The organism is Idiomarina sp. Sol25, from assembly GCF_033052775.1.
Classification (GTDB): Bacteria; Pseudomonadota; Gammaproteobacteria; order Enterobacterales; family Alteromonadaceae; genus Idiomarina.
Genome location: NZ_JAUPEW010000004.1, coordinates 101665 through 121881 on the forward strand (window position 1 = coordinate 101665; position 20217 = coordinate 121881).

A 20217-nucleotide genomic window follows, 5' to 3' on the forward strand; every position below is an offset into this window, starting at 1 on the left:
CATGAATGGTTCTCATTGCGTTGCTGATTGCTTTAAGCGTTGAGCGTTTGTATCACAGCCCGGCCTTTTTGCACTGGTCGTTTTTTCTGGAACGCTGGCAACACTGGAGTGCGGCACGGCTGACAAACGAAAAGTGGGAAAGTGAGCCACTGCAACTGGTTCGCCTGCTGGTTCCTGCTTTGGCTGTCGGCTTTTTGGTGGTGTTGCTGGACAACCTGATGGTCACCTTCATTGTCAGTATTTTGTCTTTACTGCTGGCAATGAATTGCCAGCCCGCCCGCAAAAGCTATAAAGCGTATTTAAAAGCGGCAAACCGAGGCGATGAACAACAGGTAAATGAACATCAACAGGCATTAAGTGAATTTGCCGGGCATCATCAGCCAAAACAGTTAAGTGACACGTTAATCTGGATCAATTATCGGCAATATATTGCGGTGATGTTTTATTTTGTGCTGTTTGGCAGTTTTGGCGCTCTGGTATACGCCAGTCTGCGTTATGCCGAGAAGCAATTAATAAATAAACAGAAATCGGCTAAACCCTGGCAGCAATTTATGTGGTTCGCAGACTGGGTTCCGGCTCGCTTAGCCGGGTTTGGCTTATTAATTGTGGGGCATTTTTCACGGGCGTTTCCGGTTTGGGCCAAGCACTGTCTGAACCCGCAGACCGATCCGGATAAACTGCTTTTTAATGTCGCCAGCAAAGCAGAAGACAGCCCTCAGCATCCCGACGACAGAACCGAGCACATTGCTTGTCAGTTGCGCTTAATGCGTCGCCAGCAGGTTTTCTGGGTGTGTGTTATTGCCGCCTTAACCTTAACGGGTTGGGTAAACTAGAGGTTGTACCAGCTGAGAAAAATTTGGGCTCAGTGGGTAAATGATTTAGAATAACCGCATCATTTGGTCTGACCAATTTACCGTTATGCCGGATTTACCCATAAAACAAACGAAATTATCTGACACTATTGTCGCTCATCTTGAGCAGATGATCGTGGATGGGCGGCTCGGTGCCGGGCAAAAACTTCCGTCAGAACGTCAGTTGGCTCAGCAGTTCAATGTGTCACGGCCATCGTTGCGTGAGGCCATTCAAAAACTGGAAGCAAAAGGTGTTTTAGAGCGTCGGCAGGGCGGAGGCACTTATGTTATTAACAGCATGAATGAGCAACTGACCGAACCTTTATTTGAGTTACTGGCCAAACACCCAGAGTCGCAATTTGATTTGCTTGAGTTCCGTCATGCATTGGAGGGCATCTCATCTTTTTATGCGGCGTTAAGAGGCACCGACGCCGATCTGGATCGGATTTCCGAGAGTATAAAAGACTTAGAGAATAGCCGGGCTAACAGTATCGACGATCAGGTCAACGCAATAGTGGAGTTTTACCACCGCATTGCCGAGGCTTCGCACAACGTTATTTTGTTGCATGTCATTCATGGCATGCAGGAATTACTGGCCGAAAATATTAGGCAGAACCTGGAAATACTGGCGGGTCGTGACGACTTGCTGGGAAAACTGAATCAACACCGTCAGCAGCTGGTTAGTGCCATTGTTGCCGGTAAACCGGAGCAAGCGCGGGATGCGTGTCATCAACATTTAGCCTATATTGAACAGACATTGTTAAACTTAGGCAAAGAACAGTCACGCATTCAACGTTCGCTACGACGTTCCTGAATTGATAAAAAGGTAAGGAATAGCTATGAGTGAAGAATTAAACAAAGATGTCGACCAGCAGGAAACTCAAGAGTGGTTAGACGCTCTTGAGGGGGTGCTTGAGGCTGAAGGCCCGGAAAGAGCGCACTATCTGTTAGAACAACTGGTCGACAAAGCTCGTCGCAATGGCGCTTATTTACCGTATAAGCCAACCACGGCATATCTGAATACCATTCCTGCCAGTCAGGAACCCACTATGCCGGGTAACCAGACGCTGGAATCGCGCATTCGTTCAGCCATTCGCTGGAATGCCGCCATGATGGTGTTGCGTGCATCGCAAAAAGGCGAAGAGTTAGGTGGCCACCTTGCCAGTTTTGCTTCTTCGGCGATGTTATACGATGTTGGCTTTAACCATTTCTTCCGTGCGCCAAATGAAGACGATGGTGGTGACTTCCTGTTTATCCAGGGGCATGTGTCACCTGGTATCTACGGCCGGGCCTTCATTGAAGGACGTTTGACCGAAGAGCAATTGAATAACTTTCGTCAGGAAGTCGACGGTAAAGGCTTACCTTCTTATCCGCACCCGAACTTAATGCCGGACTTTTGGCAGTTCCCGACGGTCTCTATGGGCTTAGGCCCAATTCAGGCTATCTATTTAGCCCGCTTCCTTAAGTACCTGACTGACCGTGGCATTAAAGACTGTTCAAAACAACGTGTTTACTGCTTCTTAGGTGACGGTGAAACCGATGAGCCAGAAAGCTTAGGTGCTATTGGTCTGGCTGCTCGCGAGGAGCTGGACAATCTGACTTTCGTTATTAACTGTAACCTGCAGCGCTTAGACGGGCCGGTACGTGGTAACGGTAAAATCATTCAGGAACTGGAGGGTAACTTCCATGGCGCCGGCTGGGAAGTGATTAAAGTTATCTGGGGGCGCTACTGGGATCCGCTGTTGTACCGCGACACCGAAGGTAAATTGCAGCAGTTAATGGAAGAAACCGTTGACGGTGATTACCAGAACTTTAAAGCCAAAGGTGGCAAGTTCACCCGTGAAAACTTTTTTGGTAAGTACCCTGAAACCGAAGAAATGGTCGCCAACTTGTCTGACGAAGACATCTGGCGCTTAAACCGTGGCGGGCATGACCCGGTAAAAGTCTACTCGGCGTACCATAAAGCCGCTAATACCAAAGGTCGGCCACAGGTTATTTTAGCGAAAACCGTAAAAGGTTATGGCATGGGTGCTGCGGGCGAAGGTAAAAACATTGCCCACCAGGTTAAGAAAATGGATTTAGACGCGGTTAAGCACATGCGTGACCGTTTCAATATCCCGTTTGAAGACAAAGAGCTGGAAGACCTGCCTTACTACAAGTTTGACGACGACAGCGATGAAATGAAGTATTTGAACGAGCGTCGCGAGAAGCTCGGTGGTTATATGCCAGTGCGTCGTCCGGAAAGCGATGTTGAGCTTGAGCTGCCCGCACTGAAAGCTTTTGATGCGGTTCTGAAAGGTTCAGGGGATCGTGAAATTTCCTCAACTATGGCCTTTGTTCGTGTACTGACAGCGCTGCTGAAAGACAAGAAAATTGGTAAACGTATTGTGCCAATTATTCCGGATGAAGCTCGTACCTTTGGTATGGAAGGCTTGTTCCGTCAGGTGGGTATTTATTCGCACCATGGCCAGAAATACACGCCGCAGGATAAAGACCAGGTTGCCTATTATCGTGAAGATAAAAAAGGCCAGGTGATTCAGGAAGGCATCAACGAACTCGGTGCTATGGCGTCCTGGATTGCAGCGGGTACCAGTTACTCGTTAAATAACGAGCCGATGATTCCGTTCTACATTTACTACTCAATGTTCGGTTTCCAGCGAGTCGGTGACTTAGTCTGGGCCGCAGGTGACAGTCAGACCCGCGGCTTCCTGGTCGGAGGTACTGCCGGTCGCACAACGCTTAACGGTGAAGGTCTGCAGCACCAGGACGGACACAGCATGGTTCACTTTGGCACGGTGCCAAACTGCATTAGCTATGATCCGACATACGGTTATGAAATTGCAGTTATCGTGCACGATGGCCTGAAACGCATGTTTGGCGACCAGGAGAATGTTTTCTATTACCTCACTGTAATGAATGAAAACTACCATCAACCTGAAATGCCGGAAGGTGTCGAAGAAGGCATCATCAAAGGTATTTACGAACTGGATAAAGTGAAGGCCAAGAATAAGGCCAAAGGCGACGTTCAGTTGTTAGGCAGTGGCACCATTTTGCAGCAAGTACGTGAAGCCGCGACAATCTTGTCTGAAGAGTATGACGTGAACTCAACGGTTTACAGCGTAACTTCATTCAATGAGCTGGCACGTGACGGTCTGGATACTGACCGCTGGAACATGCTGAATCCTGAGAAGAAAGAAAAAGAAGCCTACATTACGCAAGTCATGAAAAAGGCAAAAGGACCGGCAGTAGCAGCAACTGACTACGTTAAGTTGTACGCTGATCAGGTTCGTGCCTGGGTACCAACCTCTTACCGGGTATTAGGTACTGACGGCTTTGGACGCTCAGACAGCCGCGCTAACTTGCGTAAGCACTTTGAAGTGAATCCGCATTATATTGTGGTTGCAGCACTTAAAGAGCTGGCAGACCAAGGTGATATCGATAAGAAAGTGGTAGCTAAAGCTATCAAAGACTACGATATCGACACTGACAAGCTGAACCCGCGTTTAGCATAAGGAGGTACTGAGATGGCCGATCAAATCGAACTCAAAGTCCCCGACGTGGGCGGCGAAGAAGTAGAAGTTATTGAAATTTTGGTCAGTGAAGGCGATACCGTTGAGCAGGAAGACGGTATCGTCACTGTCGAAAGTGACAAAGCTTCCATGGATATTCCGGCATCTTCAGGCGGTAAAATTACCGAGCTGAAAGTAAAAGTTGGCGATACCATCAGTGAAGGCGACGTGCTGGCTATGATCGAAGCTTCCGGTGACTCGGAAGAGTCGGATGACTCTGACAGTGAAGACTCTGAAGAAGCCAGCGATAAAGCCGACGAGGAAGAAAGCGACGATAAAGAAGCCGATGACGAGGCTGAAGAATCGGAAGAGAAAGAGGAAGAGGAGAAAGACAAAGACTCTGAATCTGAGAAAAAATCTTCTGGTGGTAGCAGCAAAGTCATAGACGTGGAAGTGCCGGATATTGGTGATGAAGAAGATGTTGAAATCATCGAAATTCTGGTGTCCAAAGGCGATTCAGTGTCTGCTGAAGACGGTTTAATTACACTAGAAACCGATAAGGCCACCATGGATGTGCCTTGCCCGGAAGACGGTGAAATTGAAGAAATGCTGGTTGAAGTCGGCGACAAGGTGTCGCAGGGCTCGGTTATTGCCAAGCTGAAAGTTTCTGGTGGCGCTGATGACTCTGAAGCTGAAGAGGAAGACTCAGCGAAAGAAGAGAAATCAGAATCTGGTGAAGACTCCGGTAAAGAATCAGATAAGTCGGATAAAAAGTCTGACGACAAAGACCAGAAAAAAGACAAAGAGAAAGACAGTGGCAGCAGCGTTAAGCCAAGCAGTGAACGCCAGCCTCCGGTGCCTGATCACCCAAGCCAGCGTAGCGACCGTAAAGAAGGTGTTCTTCATGCGTCGCCTGCGGTACGCCGTGTCGCGCGTGAGTTTGGTGTCGACTTATCGCAAGTTAAAGGTTCAGGTCCTAAAGACCGTATACTGAAAGAAGACGTACAAGATTTCGTTAAATACGAGCTCTCTCGTCCGAAAGCCGTTGCGGGCGCAACTGGCCAGGGCGGCGGTGGATTGCAGGTAATTGATCCGCCGAAGGTCGACTTCAGCAAGTTCGGTGAAGTGGAAGAAGTTCAGTTGTCGCGCATTCAGCGTAAATCTGGACCTAACTTACACCGTAACTGGGTGACTATCCCTCACGTAACGCAGTTCGATGAGGCCGACATAACTGAGCTGGAAAACTTCCGTAAGTCAGAAAACGAAGTAGCTAAGAAGAAAGATTTGGGTTTCAAGATAACGCCGTTAGTGTTTATTTTGAAAGCGTGTGCCAAAGGCCTGCGAGAGTTCCCGACCTTTAATTCGTCTTTGTCAGAATCCGGTGAGTCACTGTACATGAAAAAGTACGTGAACATTGGCGTGGCGGTTGATACGCCAAATGGTCTGGTGGTTCCGGTTATTCGTGATGTCGACAAAAAAGGCATTTACGAACTCTCGGAAGAGCTGGTGGAAATTAGCTCGAAAGCGCGTGACGGTAAGTTGAAAGCAACCGATATGCAAGGCGGGTGCTTCTCAATTTCCAGCTTGGGTGGTATTGGCGGTACAGCCTTTACACCTATCGTGAATGCTCCCGACGTTGCCATTCTTGGGGTCTCTCGTAACGAGATGAAACCGAAATGGAACGGCAAAGAGTTTGAACCACGCCTGACTCTGCCATTGTCGCTGTCCTATGATCACCGTGTCATTGATGGTGCTGAGGCCGCGCGTTTCACCGCCTATTTAAGTGGTGTACTGGGAGATATCCGCAAATTGGTGCTTTAAGCACCAATTGGGGTAGGAAATACGAAAAAATTCGCGCTACAATAGCGTCACATTTAGCGTTGACTGAGCGCAGCCGGTGGCTCAACTGGCTGTGACAAAAAAGGGGTTAACATGAGCGACAAAATTACAACACAGGTAGTGGTGTTAGGTTCGGGCCCGGGCGGATATTCAGCAGCTTTCCGTGCGGCTGACTTGGGTCTGGACGTTGTTTTGATTGAGCGTTACAGCACCTTAGGCGGTGTTTGCCTGAACGTTGGCTGTATTCCGTCAAAAGCATTGCTGCATATGACCAAGCACATTGAAGAAGCTCAGCACTTGGCGGAAGAAGGTATTGAGTTTGGCGAGCCAAAAATTGACCTGGATAAACTGCGCAAACACAAAGAAAAAGTGGTTGGCCAGTTAACCGGTGGCCTTGGCCAGATGTCAAAAATGCGCAAGGTAAAAGTGGTTAACGGTTACGGCAAATTTACCGGCAGCAACACCATTAAAGTTGAAGGCGACGACGGCGAAACCGAAGTTAAATTTGATAACGCTATTATCGCTGCAGGTTCTCAAGCCATTAAATTGCCGTTCATTCCACATGACGACGACCGCGTATGGGATTCCACCGACGCACTGGAACTGAAAGAAATTCCTGAGAAAATGTTGTTATTAGGTGGTGGTATCATCGCTCTGGAGATGGGCCAGGTATACGCCTCTCTGGGATCTAAAGTTGATGTCGTTGAGATGACCGATCAGTTAGTACCGCCAGCTGACGCTGACATCATTAAAAACTTCAACAAACAGATCAAAGGCCGCTTTGAAAACGTGATGTTAAGCACTAAAGCAACCAACGTTGAAGCGAAAAAAGACGGTGTTTACGTCACCTTTGAAGGTGATAAAGCGCCAAAAGATCCGGTCAAATACGACGCGGTTCTGGTAGCTGTAGGCCGTGCACCAAATGGTAATAAGATTGACGCCGACAAAGCCGGCGTGAACGTTGACGACCGTGGCTTTATCAAAGTGGACAGCCAGATGCGCACTAACGTAGACCACATTTTCGCTATTGGCGATGTCGTCGGTCAGCCTATGCTGGCGCACAAAGCGGTACATGAATCGCATGTGGCGGCAGAAGTCATCTCTGGTAAGAAGCACTTCTTCGAACCGAAAGTGATTCCTTCTATCATGTACACCAATCCAGAAGTTGCATGGGCCGGTGTTACTGAGAAAGAAGCGAAAGAACAGGGCATCGAATACGATGCAGTGACTTTCCCCTGGTCAGCTTCGGGCCGCGCTATTGCGTCAAACGCACAGCAAGGCATGACCAAGCTTATCTTTGATAAGAGCAATCGCATTATCGGTGGTGCCATGTGTGGTACTAACGCCGGTGAATTGCTGGGTGAAGTTTGCCTTGCCATTGAAATGGGCTGTGATGCAGAAGACATCGCGCTGACGGTCCACGCACACCCAACCTTGCATGAATCTGTTGGCTTAGCCGCAGAACTTCATGAAGGTTCAATTACCGATATGCCGAATCCTAAGGCGAAAAAGAAGAAGTAACATTTTGTTACGATAAATCATCGGTAAAACGGCTGCATTCATCGCGAATGCAGCCGTTTTTTTTGCGCTGAATTTCACAATGCGCTAGTTTAGTGGGGTTAAAATAACGAACACTAAAGAAAGGGTAATAACCGATGAAAAAATTAACCGCTGTAGCGCTTGGCGTATCTATGGCATTAACTCTGGGCGCCTGTTCTCCGCAACAGGAAGAGTCAAAAAAACAAACCCAGCAAGCCGAAGAAGCAAAACAAGAACTGAGCTCGGGCGTTGTACTTGAGAACTTTGATCACAGCGTTAAACCGCAGAACGACTTATTCCGTTATGTAAACGGTACCTGGATTGATAAAACAGAAATTCCTTCTGACCGTTCATCGGTAGGTTCGTTTTTCGATTTGCGTGAACAAAATCAGAAGCGCTTACGCGACATCATTGAATCAGCTGCCTCTTCCAACCCTGAACCAGGCACAAACGAGCGTAAAATTGGCGACTTCTTCAACGCTTATATGGATGTTGAAACGCTTAACGAGCTGGGCGCAAAGCCAATTGCGAGCGACTTAGACGCTATTCAGGCACTGGAAGACTATGACTCAGTTGCCGAACATATGGCACGCATGTTCCGTGGTGGCGTTTCAATTCCATTTGGCTTTTATGTCTACCCGGATGCAAAAGACCCACAAATTAACGCGATGTATGTTTCACAGTCAGGCCTTGGTCTGCCGGACCGCGATTATTACCTGAAAGACGACGAAAAATTTGAAGAGTTTCGTGACGCTTACCAGGAATACGCCGAGGACATTCTGACAATGGTCGGCGTTGAAAATGCCGATGACGCCGCGGAGCGTATTCTTAAATTAGAGACTCAGTTGGCTGATATTCAGTGGAGCCGCGTAGAAAGCCGCGATGCGAATAAAACCTATAATAAAAAATCAGCCGATGAAGTTGCTGACATGTTGGCAGACTTTGATTTCAAACGTTTCATTGATACGTCCGACTTATCTGACGTTGAAGAAATGGTAATTCGTCAGCCATCTTACTTTGAAGAGTTTGGTGAATTATTTAACGACGTTGATTTACAGGCCTGGAAAGACTATTTAAGTTTCCGTCTGGTGAACGAGTACGCTTCTGCGCTGAGCGAAGACATCAGCCAGCGTCGTTTTGAATTTTATGGAAAAACCTTACGTGGTACGCCAGAGCAGGAACCTCGCTGGAAACGTGCAGTAGACGCAACCAATAGCGTATTAGGTGAAGTGCTGGGTCAGGTTTACGTTAAAGAGTACTTTCCGCCAGAAGCGAAAGAGAAAATGGAAGGTTTGATTGAAAACCTGCGTGATGCTTACGGTCAATCTATTCGCAACCTGGAATGGATGACGGACGAAACCAAAGAAAAAGCCTTAGAGAAGCTGGAAAAGTTTGATCCGAAAGTAGGCTATCCAAGCAAGTGGCGTGACTACAGCGAACTGGAAATTTCGTCAACTGACTTAGTTGCTAACTACAAAGCTTACGCTGAGTTCAATTATCAGGAAGAAATTGCCAAAATTGGCGGTCCTGTTGATGAAGAAGACTGGGGAATGACGCCGCAAACCGTCAACGCTTACTACAGCCCAGTACGTAACGAAATCGTATTCCCGGCCGGCATTCTGCAGCCTCCATTCTTTGATATGGACGCCGAAATGGCGGTTAACTACGGTGGTATCGGTGCGGTAATCGGTCACGAAATGGGACACGGTTTTGATGACCAGGGTGCTAAATACGATGGCGACGGTAACCTGCAAAGCTGGTGGACCGATGCGGATAAAAAAGCGTTCGAGGAACGGACTCAGCAATTGTCTGCACAGTACAGCGAGTACGAACCTATCGACGGCCTTAACGTTAACGGCGACCTGACTCTGGGCGAAAATATTGGCGATTTAGCCGGCCTGACAATTGCGTACGAAGCGTACAAAATGTCATTAGACGGCGAAGAAGCGCCAGTTCTTGATGGCTTTACCGGTGAACAGCGCGTATTTATTGGCTGGGCTCAGGTATGGCGTGGCAAGTATCGCGAAGACGCGATTCGCGAGCAGGTTATGAGTGACCCGCATTCACCAGCGGTGTATCGAGTCAACGGTACCGTTGTGAACGTTCCGGCGTTTTACGAAGCCTTTGATGTTGAAGAAGGTGACGAATTGTACGTTGCACCTGAAAACCGCGTTACTATCTGGTAGTATAGCGGGCTATGAAAACACTAACGGTCATCTGGATATTGGTTACAGCATTGCTGGTGGGGAGTTACTCTTCACCAGCAGTTCATGCTATGCCGATGTCAGACACCGTTAGTGCTTCACTACCTCATGATATGCCACAGCATGACTGCTGTGATGAGTCCGATAGGTCGATGGAACAGTCGAACTGCGACAGCGAAAGCTCTTTTTGCCAGCAGTGCGAACAACATTGTGCCGGTCAACTTGCGTTGATAAATCCGTTTAAACAACTTTCGCCGGCGGAATCCACGCACGCTGCCGACCCCCTTTATTCAAATCTTCCGGTTATTACTGACACGCTGATACGTCCGCCGAAACACGCAGTTTAAGCCCAGTTTTTACGTCTTAAACCGTTTTCGAGGAAATACCATGCGTTATTGGATAGCTATATTCATCCTGATCCCATTGCTAACTTTGGCTCAGGAACACAATCATAATCATTCAGAAAATCAAAATCCGTTCGAGCAGAGCACCGAATACGTCTGCCCTATGCACAGCCAGGTGGTTCGTGACGAGCCGGGAACCTGCCCAATTTGCGGTATGGATCTGGTTAAGAAAGAGCCTAAACAGGACCACGCCGGGCATGATGAAAAGGGCGAGGCTAATGAGAGTGAGGCCAAAAGTGAAAAAAGCTTCACCGTGTCAGAGTCGAGTCAGCAGGCCATTCGGGTAACCACCGCAAAAGCAGTTCGCAAAGACTTACAGCCGCAACTCATGGCGCAGGCTCAGGTGCGCTGGCAGGAATCTGCGCAGCGGCATATCCATAGTCGTGCAGAAGGCTGGGTAGAAGAACTGCACGCCGACGTTGAAGGTCAGTGGGTGGAGAAGGGCGACAAACTCTACAGTCTGTACGCACCGGACTTGGTTGTGGCACAGGACGACTACCTGCAGTTACTTGATTCACTCTCAGATATCCGCAACGGTGACCGTCAGCAAAGCTTTAAACGCCGCGGGCAGCAGCGTCTGAGGTTGCTAGGCATGACTGAAGCACAGATTAAAGCGCTGGAGCAAGGTGGCGAAACCGAATATGTGGTGGACTATTACGCACCTGAGTCCGGTTATATTACCAGCCTGGATATTCAGGAAGGCATGTACGTTTCACCCGGTCTAAAATTACTGACCCTGACTCAGGACAATCAGCTGTGGTTCTTTGCCGATGTCCCGGCGCGTTACAGCAAACAGTTAAAAACCGGGCAAATGGCACATATTTCTTCTGAGCACTTTCCCGGCGGCCAATGGATGAACACCATTGACTACATTTATCCACAAGTTGACCCGGTAACCCAGACCATCAAAGTACGCATTCCGGTTAACGACTCCATTGACCGGCTACGCGAAGGTTTATGGGCAACGGCGCATATTGAACTAAAGCCAGTAAAAGACACTGTGGTTGTGCCGGTTGCCAGCTTAATTGTTACAGGCATGAATAATCGTGTGGTGGTTAAATTCGGTGAGCGCGAATTTGAAGTGCGTGAAGTAACTACCGGTCTCAGGGTTGGTAACGAAATTGCCATTGAAGAAGGTCTGCAGGAAGGTGAGTCAGTGGTGACTTCGGGTCAGTTCCTTTTGGATTCCGAGGCCAGCTTGCAAGGGCTTGGACTGAATAGCCGCGACGACGCTCCTGCGCCACAACATAACCACTAGGAGGTTTTATGTTAGCTCGTATCATCGAAACCTCCATACGCAACTCGTGGATGGTGTTACTGCTGTTCTTGGGTCTGGCTTTCTGGGCCTGGCAGTCGCTGCAGCAGACCAAACTGGACGCAATACCGGACTTGTCGGAAGTTCAGGTTATCGTCAAAACCAATTACCCGGGACAAGCGCCGGCGGTAGTGGAAGAGCAGGTGACGTATCCGCTTTCGAGTGTGATGCTGTCCGTACCTAAAGCCACCTCCGTACGCGGTTTCTCGTTCTTCGGCGACTCCTACGTTTACGTTATTTTTGAAGACGGTACCGACCCTTACTGGGCCAGAAGCCGTGTGAACGAGTACCTGGATCAAGCACAAAGCCAGCTACCGGACCAGGTTCGGCCGGAGTTAGGCCCCGATGCATCCGGTATTGGCTGGGTGTATCAATACGCATTGGTCGACGAAACCAACCAGCTCAACCTGGGCGAGCTAACCCGCCTGCAAAACTGGTTTTTAAAACAGGAACTGCAAAGTGTGCAGGGGGTAGCAGAAATTGCCACCGTCGGCGGTATGGTTGAAACCTACCAAGTGGTGCTGCAGCCGGAAGCCTTGCATCGTTATAACCTTACCCTGAATCAGGTAAAGCAAAGCATTCAGCAGGCCAATAACGAAGTGGGCGGCTCTGTGGTTGAAATGGGCGAAGCTGAATACATGGTGCGCGGCCTGGGGTATTTGAAAAGTGTCGAAGACATTCGCAAAATTCCCTTGCCGCTCACCTCAGAGCAGCAGGGTACTGTGTTGTTGGAGGAAGTGGCGGATATTCGTATTGGACCCCAGGTACGTCGTGGTATTACCGAGCTCAATGGCGACGGCGAAGTCGTGGGTGGTATTGTGGTCATGCGTCATGGCGAAAATGCCCTACAAACCATTGCCGCAGTTAAAGACAAACTGGAAGAGTTGAAGCAAGGCCTGCCCGAGGGCGTTAAGGTAGTTCCGACCTATGACCGTTCAAGCCTGATTCAGGCATCGACAGACAACCTCACAACCAAGCTGATAGAAGAAATGTTTTTTGTTGCTGTGGTGTGCATTTTGTTTCTCTGGCACGCACGCTCAGCGGTGGTGGCCATTATCAGTTTGCCGCTATCAGTCCTGTTCGCTGTCTGGGTAATGAACATGCTGGGTATCAGCGCCAACATTATGAGCCTGGGGGGGATCGCCATTGCCATTGGCGCGCTGGTGGATGCCGCCATTGTCATGATCGAAAACACCCATAAGCATCTGCAGAACTATCAGGAACGGCATCAGATAGTCGCTAAAGGCTCTGCGCGGCTGAAAATCGTTAATGAGGCCTGTCGTGAAGTGGGCCCATCCCTATTCTTCTCGTTGTTGGTCATTACTGTCAGTTTTGTTCCGGTGTTTGTGCTGCAAGGCCAGCAAGGGCGTCTGTTCGAACCCTTAGCCTATACCAAAACTCTGGCAATGGCCGCCGCCGCGATTATTGCGGTAACGCTGATACCGGTACTTATTGCGTTGTTGGTGCGAGGCAAAATACCCGCCGAAGAAAAGAACTGGTTGTCGCGCGGCTTAATTGCCCTTTACCGTCCACTGCTGGCTTTTACACTTAAGTTCCCTAAAACCATTATTGTGCTGGCCCTTCTAATCACAGCTTCTGCCTGGCACCCGTATAAAGAGCTCAATTACGAGCTGATGCCGCCGCTGCATGAGGGTGACCTCATGTACATGCCGACCACACTGCCGGGTATCAGTGTTGAAAGCGCCGGTGAGTTGTTACAGCAAACCGATAAACTCATTGCAGAGCAGCCCGAGGTTGAGCGTGTGTTTGGTAAAGTCGGTCGTGCTGACACTGCTACCGATCCGGCACCAATGACGATGATAGAAACCAGCATTACCCTCAAACCCGAAAGCGAATGGCGTGAGGGAGTAACAGTGGACGACATTATCGCTGAGTTGGATGAACGGGTGCAGATACCCGGCGTGACCAACGCCTGGGTTCAGCCCATTCGTACTCGCATTGAGATGCTGGCAACCGGTGTTAAAACCCCGCTGGCTATTAAAGTCAGCGGTAGTGACTTTCGTGAAATAGAAACGCTGGCTACCCGTATTGAAGAGACGCTTTCTGAACAAGAAGCGACAGGCTCGGTCATCGCAGAACGCTCTGGTGGTGGACGTTATATCGAAGTGGAGCCGAAACTGCGTGAAGCGGCCCGTTACGGCATTAGCCAAAGCGACATTCACGATCATATTCAGTACGCCATTGGTGGAGCCAATATTGCGACATCGGTGCAGGGCAATGAGCGTTTTCCTATTAATCTGCGTTATCCCCGGGAGCAACGCGACCATATCGAGAAGCTAAAAACTCTGCCGGTAAAATCGGCCTCCGGACAATGGCTGACGTTATCGGATGTTGCTGACATTCAGGTGACTCAGGGCCCAGCTATGCTGAAAAGCGAAGACGCCCGCTTAAGCAGCTGGATCTTTATTGAACCAGCGAAAGGCATCACGGTCGGCGACTACATTAATCAAGTCAGCGGTGCTATGGCTAAAATGGAAATACCGGTAGGTTATAACTGGAGCTGGACCGGGCAATACAAAGCCATGCAGCAGGTGGAAAGTGACTTAAAAGAGATCATTCCGCTGACGCTGTTGGTTATTTTGTTGTTGCTGTACATGACTTTCCGCTCGCTACCGCAGGCATTACTGGTGATTGGTACCTTACCCTTGGCATTAACCGGTAGCTTATGGCTGATTTATCTGCTGGATTACAACCTGTCATTGGCGGTTATTGTCGGCATGATAGCTCTTGCCGGTGTTGCCGCGGAATTCGGCGTGGTCATGTTGTTGTATTTAAACAATGCCTGGAAAGCTGTGGCATACGACAAAGGTCAGTTGAAAGCGGCAGTAGAAGAAGGCGCGTTGTTGCGGGTACGACCCAAAGCCATGACCGTGCTGACCATTATCGTCGGCCTGCTGCCGATAATGCTGGGCGGCGGTGTCGGTAACGAAGTCATGCAGCGCATCGCCGCTCCCATGGTGGGCGGTATGGTATTAGCTCCGCTAATTTCCATGCTGGTGATCCCAGCCGTGTTCTATCTCGCTCGGAAATAATGGTGCGTAGGCTGACTTTCACGTCAGGTGAGGTGGAATATAGCGAGCGCTGGAGGTTGCAGGAACCATTGAGGAGGGCGCCCGTAAATACATCCCTGTAGGGTTTGGGCAGCGCCATCCATGGCGCTGCACACCTCTTCAATAGCTCGCCGCAACCGTCGGGCGCGCCCACTATCTGCCACCGCACCTGACGCAATTTTGCATTTCGCTTCCCGCCAAGCACCCCACCTGATGTGAACATCAGGCTACGACCTGACATAAGTGTCAGGCTACGTGCTGTGATCGTCACGCGCGCAATTCCCCCAAATGAAATGTCAGGCGAAACTTTCCCAGATGGCATTAGCCGCCGGGCCCAGCGTTCTGTTTGCGGAGCGCACCAAATGAATTTCCAGGCGCACTTTCTGGACGAATCCGGGAATGCTGAGCTCAACCAACTTGCCCTGCTCAAGAGCTTCCAGAGCAATGTGTCTGGGAACAATGCCCCAGCCAAAACCGGCGACAAGCAATTCAAATTGCGTATTCACTTCATTTACCCTTATGCGCTGCTGACTAGGCAAACGCAGCACGGCGTCCAGGTTAATGCCTATCTCTAGATCCTGCGGTACCAGCATAGGTAGCTCTAATAAATCTTGGCGGCTTTGTGGCTCACGGCCAAATTCTTTCATCAGCGTGGATGACATCACCACCGTTAATTCAAACGGTGCCACCGGTAGAGTTTCAAAGTCACCGTACTGGCGAAATAGGGGTAGCCAGGGGCACAAAGCTAAGTCGGCGCTGCCGTTATCGATACGTTTTAGTGCCCGCATTTGCGACTCGCCGTCTACGTGCAGTTCGGTCGCTGGGTATTGTTGTTGAATGTGCTGAATACTGGGTATCCAGAGTTTGCTGTCACAGGTATGGTCATAACATAGCGTCAGCAGGGGCTCGGCACCGTGCTTCAGTTTTTCCGCCAGCGACTGCAGACGTTGCTGCTGGCGCACAACTTCTTCTGCCTGGCGTAAAAAATGTCGTCCCTGCTCGGTAAGCTCTAAGCGGTAACCGGCACGGTTAAACAAAGCAAACCCTGCGTTTTCTTCCAGTTTTTTCAACGCCATGCTCACCGCAGACTGTGTGCGGTTGAGCTGCTCGGCTGTTTTTTGCAGACTGCCGAGATGAGCTACGGTGATCATCATTTTTAGGTGAGATAAATTCATTAAGTTTTTATGATTGTCTTTTTAATTTTAATTCAATATAACTGTAACTGTACTTACGGTAAACTTATTCCAATTAAATTTCCCTGAAAATATCGGACCAAAATTCATGCGCTGGCTGAAACCTTTTTCTATCGCTCTGGTCGCTGTTGTTATGGCGGCGTGCAGTGAACAAGCACAAGTTAATGATACTCAACAAGCGCGCCCGGCGCGGCTCATGCAAGTGACTGAAGCTGACGGTCCGCGGTTACGTGAATTTCCGGCGGTGGTCGAGGCGGCCAAAGTGGCCCAGCTGACTTTTCGGGTAGCAGGCGAGATCATTGAACTACCGGGGCGGCCAGGCACGGAGGTAAAAAAGGGGGATTTAATTGCTCGTCTCGATCCGACCGATTACCAACTGGCGGTAAACCAGGCAAAAGCTCAATATGAACTGGCATTATCGCAGTACGAACGCAATAAGGTTTTGGTGAATCAAGGGGTTATGTCAGAGGGACAGTTCGATCAAATTGAATCGCAGCTAGCCGTTGCAAAATCAAATTACGAAACCGCCAAAGCAAATTTGCGCTACACCAAGTTAACGGCACCTTTTGATGGTGTTATCGCTAAATTGGCCGTTGAGAATTATGAAAATATTCAGCCAAAGCAACCCATCGTTGTCTTACAGATAAGCAATGCTCTGGATATCAGTATTAATGTGCCCGAAAACATCTTTGCCAAAGTAAAAAGGCAAGCCGACTATCAACCAGAAGTTCGCTTTGATGCGGCTCCTGACAGCACTTATCCAGCTCATTTAAAGGAGTGGAACTCGCAATCAGATAGGGCGACAAATGCCTATGAAGTGATCTTTACCTTACCAAAGCCTGAGGATATCAATTTATTGCCTGGTATGACGGCAACAGTCATTGTGGATATAAATGAAGTCTTACGCTCATCAAACATTGGTATGGTTGTTCCTTCAAAAGCGGTGTTCACGGACACTGATGATGTGGCTTATGTTTGGGTGGTTGACGACAACATGCGCGTACAAAAGCGCAAGGTGGTTATTGGACCAATGACAAACGAAGGCCTGACACTCCTGAATGGACTGAAGCCCGGCGAAAAAATTGTAACAGCCGGTGTTCATCAGCTGGAAGAAAACCAGCAAGTTCGTGAATGGCAACGCGAACGGGGTCTGTGATGAATATAGCTCAATACAGTATGGAGCGAAAAACCACTAGCTGGATGTTGTTTCTCATCTTGCTGATAGGTGGGTTAATTGCCCTGACTCAGCTTGGTCGCCTTGAAGACCCCAAATTCACCATAAAACAGGCAATGGTCATTACGCCTTATTCCGGAGCTTCAGCGCAGCAAGTAGAGGAAGAAGTCACCTATCGGCTGGAGGACGCGATACAAGAATTGAGTTACGTCGACAACGTGCGCTCTATTTCCAAGCCCGGATTGTCGCAAATAACGGTTGAGATGAAGAGTATTTATCGTACAGAACAGCTCGATCAGATATGGGATGAACTGCGTCGTAAAATTAACGATGTAAAAAACCAGTTACCACCAGGTACAGGTGAACCCATTGTCCGAGACGACTTTGGCGATGTCTATGGCGTAATGATGGCGATAACGGGCCCCGATTACTCTTATAAAGACATTGAGCGTTACGCTGATTTTTTAAGACGAGAGCTGGTACTGGTCGATGGTGTAGGCAAAGTGAAGCTGGCCGGCGAACAACAGGAGCAGGTTGTAGTAGAAGTGTCGCGCACGCGTCTGGCTAATTTGGGTATTTCTCCTAAACGTATTGCGGGTCTGTTGCAGACACAGAATGCAGTAGCCGACGCTGGACGGGTAACAATAAACGAAGAAGCTTTGCGTATTGCCACTAGTGGCGAGTTTGCGAACGTTGAGGACATGTCGAAGCTAGTTATCAGTAACCCCGGCGCTGAGGAACGTATTTATTTGCGCGACGTTGCGACAATTTACCGCGAGGCTAAAGAAATTCCCTCACACGTAGTGCGTTACAATGGTCAGGCAGCACTTTGGGTTGCGGTTTCTTTTTCCGATAACGTGAATGTGGTTGAAGTGGGTCAGCGCATTCAGAAACGGCTGGACGAGTTGTCGTATGCACAACCAATAGGTATGTCGGTTGATCGCATCTACGATCAGCCACATGAGGTCGAGAATTCAGTTGACGACTTTTTGCTGAACTTAGTCGAAGCTGTCGCCATCGTTATTATCGCGCTGTTGCTGACCATGGGATTCCGCAGTGGGCTTTTAATTGGCACAGTTTTGTTGCTAACCGTGCTGGGTACTTTTATTTTCATGTACCTAGCCAACATAAATTTGCAGCGGGTTTCCTTAGGTGCACTTATCATTTCCCTTGGTATGCTGGTCGATAATGCCATTGTTATAGCTGATGGTATTATGGTGGCAATGCGTAAGGGCAAAAGCAAAGTCGATGCTGCCGTCAGTGTTGTAAGACAAAACCAGTGGCCCTTGCTGGGTGCGACGGTCATTGGCATTATTGCTTTTGCACCTATTGGGTTGTCATCCGATGCGACCGGCGAGTTTGCGGGGAGCTTGTTCTGGGTTTTATTAATATCACTGCTACTCAGTTGGTTCACTGCGCTTACTCTCATTCCATTTTTGGCAGACCGCCTATATTCGGCTAAAGACATTGGTGACGAGAAAAATGATGCCTTTTCTCACCCGGTGTACAAAGGGTACAAAGCCGTTTTATCGACCTGCCTACGCCATCGAATAATCAGCATGGTTGTTATGCTGGCTTTATTAGTTGCGGCAGTGCTTGGGTTCGGACAAGCCAAGCAGTCATTTTTTCCACCTTCGACAACGCCGTTATTTTATGTCGACTTGTGGTATCCACAGGGAACAGATATTCGCCATACCGAGGCAGACTCTAAGCGTTTAGAGGACTACCTTCTGGAAAAGCCGGTAGTCACTTCAGTTGCAACAACGGTAGGGCGCGGCGCTCCGCGTTTCACCTTAACCTACCTGGTAGAGAAAAGTTATGAGAGTTACGCACAACTTCTCGTTCGGGTCGAAGATAAAGAAGCGATGGAACCGTTGATGCGTGACACCAGGGAAAGAATTCGAAGTGAACACCCCGATGTCGAAGATAAATTGATTCGTGTTGAAATTGGTCCGGCAACGCCTGCCAAAATAGAAGCTCGCTTCTCAGGTCCAGACATTGAGGTGTTACGTCAACTCAGCAAAAAAGCACAAGCTTTATTAGATCGGGATGAAGGTGCAGTAAACATCCGTTCAGACTGGCGAAATCAAACTAAATTGTTACGGCCGGAGTATGATGAAGCCGCCGGGCGCCGAGCCGGTATAACCAAAGAAGATGTGAATAACCTTTTGCGTGCCAATTTTGTGGGCCGTCGGATAGGTGTATACCGAGACGGAACCGATCTATTGCCTATTATTCAACGAGCTCCAGAGTCAGAGAGAGTCGATCTTAATAATTGGCAAGAGCTGCAAATTTACAGTCCGGTGTTTGATCGCTTTGTGCCGTTAGCTCAGGTCGTACGCTCCATTGGAGTTAGGTGGGAGGACCCATTGATACTGAGGCGAGACAGAAAGCGTACTCTTACTGTAATGGCTGACCATGACTTATTGCGTGATGAAACCGCCGCTCAAGTCTTTGAACGGGTGAAACCGCAAATTGAAGCTATTGAACTGCCCCTGGGCTATGAGCTCAATTGGGGAGGTGAGCACGAAGTTTCAGGCGATGCTGAAAAGGCCTTATTCAACGCCTTACCATTTGGTTTTTTGGTGATGTTTATTATTACCGTGCTGTTGTTTAACAGCATTCGCCAGGCCGCTGTGCTGTGGACGACTGTGCCGCTTTCCATAATTGGTGTGACTGTGGGACTCTTGCTGCTGGACAAACCGTTTGGCTTCATGGCGTTACTTGGCTTTCTCAGCCTTTCCGGCATGCTGATTAAAAACGGTGTGGTGTTGCTGGAGCAGGTTAATGCTGAGTTGGACGCAGGTAAAGAAGCAACCCAGGCGTTGAGTGATGCCGCGGTTAGTCGTGTTCGTCCGGTAGGAATGGCGGCAGCCACCACCATTTTGGGTATGATACCGCTGCTGTTTGACGACTTCTTTGCCAGCATGGCAACGGTCATTATGTTCGGCCTGGGCTTTGCTACCGTACTGACCTTGTTTGTCGTACCTGTTATGTACGCCATAGTGCAAAGAGTACCGCGCCCGTAACTCGGGCGCATTCACCCTGTTTATACCCTGAATTATCTGTTTTATAGCCCCGTGTCATGGGAATTTAACAGTAATATCCGTATAATGCG

12 protein-coding genes are annotated in these 20217 nt (G+C 49.0%); 11 read left to right on the forward strand and 1 reads right to left on the reverse strand.

Annotation, left to right across the window (positions count from 1 at the left end; genetic code table 11):
- Nucleotides 1–5: 5 nt before the first annotated feature.
- The 9 genes from ampE to Q5L94_RS07855 all read left to right on the forward strand — a co-directional run bounded on the left by ampE (nt 6) and on the right by Q5L94_RS07855 (nt 14714).
- Nucleotides 6–833, forward strand: a complete 828-nt coding sequence (gene ampE, locus Q5L94_RS07815; protein WP_317497879.1) for a beta-lactamase regulator AmpE — start codon at nt 6–8, stop codon at nt 831–833.
- An 85-nt stretch (nt 834–918) separates the two neighbouring features.
- Nucleotides 919–1665 (forward strand): pyruvate dehydrogenase complex transcriptional repressor PdhR, encoded by a 747-nt coding sequence (gene pdhR, locus Q5L94_RS07820; RefSeq protein WP_317497880.1) that lies wholly within the window; start codon nt 919–921, stop codon nt 1663–1665.
- Nucleotides 1666–1690: 25 nt separating this feature from the next.
- Nucleotides 1691–4363, forward strand: a complete 2673-nt coding sequence (gene aceE, locus Q5L94_RS07825; protein ID WP_286823013.1) for a pyruvate dehydrogenase (acetyl-transferring), homodimeric type — start codon at nt 1691–1693, stop codon at nt 4361–4363.
- 12 nt (nt 4364–4375) lie between these two features.
- Nucleotides 4376–6181 (forward strand): dihydrolipoyllysine-residue acetyltransferase, encoded by a 1806-nt coding sequence (gene aceF / locus Q5L94_RS07830; RefSeq protein ID WP_317497881.1) that lies wholly within the window; start codon nt 4376–4378, stop codon nt 6179–6181.
- Nucleotides 6182–6292: 111 nt separating this feature from the next.
- Nucleotides 6293–7720, forward strand: a complete 1428-nt coding sequence (lpdA, locus tag Q5L94_RS07835) for a dihydrolipoyl dehydrogenase (RefSeq protein ID WP_317497882.1) — start codon at nt 6293–6295, stop codon at nt 7718–7720.
- Between the two features lie 134 nt (nt 7721–7854).
- Nucleotides 7855–9924, forward strand: a complete 2070-nt coding sequence (locus Q5L94_RS07840; protein ID WP_317497883.1) for a M13 family metallopeptidase — start codon at nt 7855–7857, stop codon at nt 9922–9924.
- Nucleotides 9925–9935: 11 nt separating this feature from the next.
- The gene (locus Q5L94_RS07845) at nt 9936–10289 is read left to right on the forward strand and encodes a hypothetical protein (protein ID WP_317497884.1); all 354 of its coding nucleotides are present in this window, start codon (nt 9936–9938) and stop codon (nt 10287–10289) included.
- A gap of 40 nt (nt 10290–10329) precedes the next feature.
- Nucleotides 10330–11604 carry an efflux RND transporter periplasmic adaptor subunit gene (locus Q5L94_RS07850; protein ID WP_317497885.1) on the forward strand — a complete coding sequence of 425 codons (1275 nt, stop codon included), beginning with the start codon at nt 10330–10332 and terminating at the stop codon, nt 11602–11604.
- A gap of 8 nt (nt 11605–11612) precedes the next feature.
- Entirely contained in the window at nt 11613–14714 is a 3102-nt protein-coding gene (locus Q5L94_RS07855; protein WP_317497886.1) for a CusA/CzcA family heavy metal efflux RND transporter, read from the forward strand.
- Nucleotides 14715–15028: 314 nt separating this feature from the next.
- Here Q5L94_RS07855 and Q5L94_RS07860 read toward each other — a convergent pair whose 3' ends face one another.
- Nucleotides 15029–15907 carry a LysR family transcriptional regulator gene (locus tag Q5L94_RS07860; RefSeq protein ID WP_317497887.1) on the reverse strand — a complete coding sequence of 293 codons (879 nt, stop codon included), beginning with the start codon at nt 15905–15907 and terminating at the stop codon, nt 15029–15031.
- A 106-nt stretch (nt 15908–16013) separates the two neighbouring features.
- On the opposite strand from Q5L94_RS07860, the gene Q5L94_RS07865 reads away from it, so the two are divergent.
- Complete coding sequence (locus Q5L94_RS07865) at nt 16014–17081, forward strand: efflux RND transporter periplasmic adaptor subunit (protein WP_317497888.1); 1068 nt, start codon at nt 16014–16016, stop codon at nt 17079–17081.
- Nucleotides 17081–20128 carry an efflux RND transporter permease subunit gene (locus Q5L94_RS07870; RefSeq protein WP_317497889.1) on the forward strand — a complete coding sequence of 1016 codons (3048 nt, stop codon included), beginning with the start codon at nt 17081–17083 and terminating at the stop codon, nt 20126–20128. The genes Q5L94_RS07865 and Q5L94_RS07870 overlap by 1 nt, the downstream gene beginning before the upstream one ends.
- The last annotated feature ends 89 nt before the right edge of the window (nt 20129–20217 follow it).

Coding starts and splice junctions, on each gene's coding strand:
- Q5L94_RS07840 (WP_317497883.1), top strand. CDS start 7,855: ATGAAAAAATTAACCGCTGTAGCGCTTGGCGTATCTATGGCATTAACT.
- Q5L94_RS07870 (WP_317497889.1), top strand. CDS start 17,081: ATGAATATAGCTCAATACAGTATGGAGCGAAAAACCACTAGCTGGATG.
- Q5L94_RS07865 (WP_317497888.1), top strand. CDS start 16,014: ATGCGCTGGCTGAAACCTTTTTCTATCGCTCTGGTCGCTGTTGTTATG.
- Q5L94_RS07855 (WP_317497886.1), top strand. CDS start 11,613: ATGTTAGCTCGTATCATCGAAACCTCCATACGCAACTCGTGGATGGTG.
- aceF (WP_317497881.1), top strand. CDS start 4,376: ATGGCCGATCAAATCGAACTCAAAGTCCCCGACGTGGGCGGCGAAGAA.
- Q5L94_RS07850 (WP_317497885.1), top strand. CDS start 10,330: ATGCGTTATTGGATAGCTATATTCATCCTGATCCCATTGCTAACTTTG.
- lpdA (WP_317497882.1), top strand. CDS start 6,293: ATGAGCGACAAAATTACAACACAGGTAGTGGTGTTAGGTTCGGGCCCG.
- aceE (WP_286823013.1), top strand. CDS start 1,691: ATGAGTGAAGAATTAAACAAAGATGTCGACCAGCAGGAAACTCAAGAG.
- ampE (WP_317497879.1), top strand. CDS start 6: ATGGTTCTCATTGCGTTGCTGATTGCTTTAAGCGTTGAGCGTTTGTAT.
- pdhR (WP_317497880.1), top strand. CDS start 919: ATGCCGGATTTACCCATAAAACAAACGAAATTATCTGACACTATTGTC.
- Q5L94_RS07845 (WP_317497884.1), top strand. CDS start 9,936: ATGAAAACACTAACGGTCATCTGGATATTGGTTACAGCATTGCTGGTG.
- Q5L94_RS07860 (WP_317497887.1), bottom strand. CDS start 15,907: ATGAATTTATCTCACCTAAAAATGATGATCACCGTAGCTCATCTCGGC.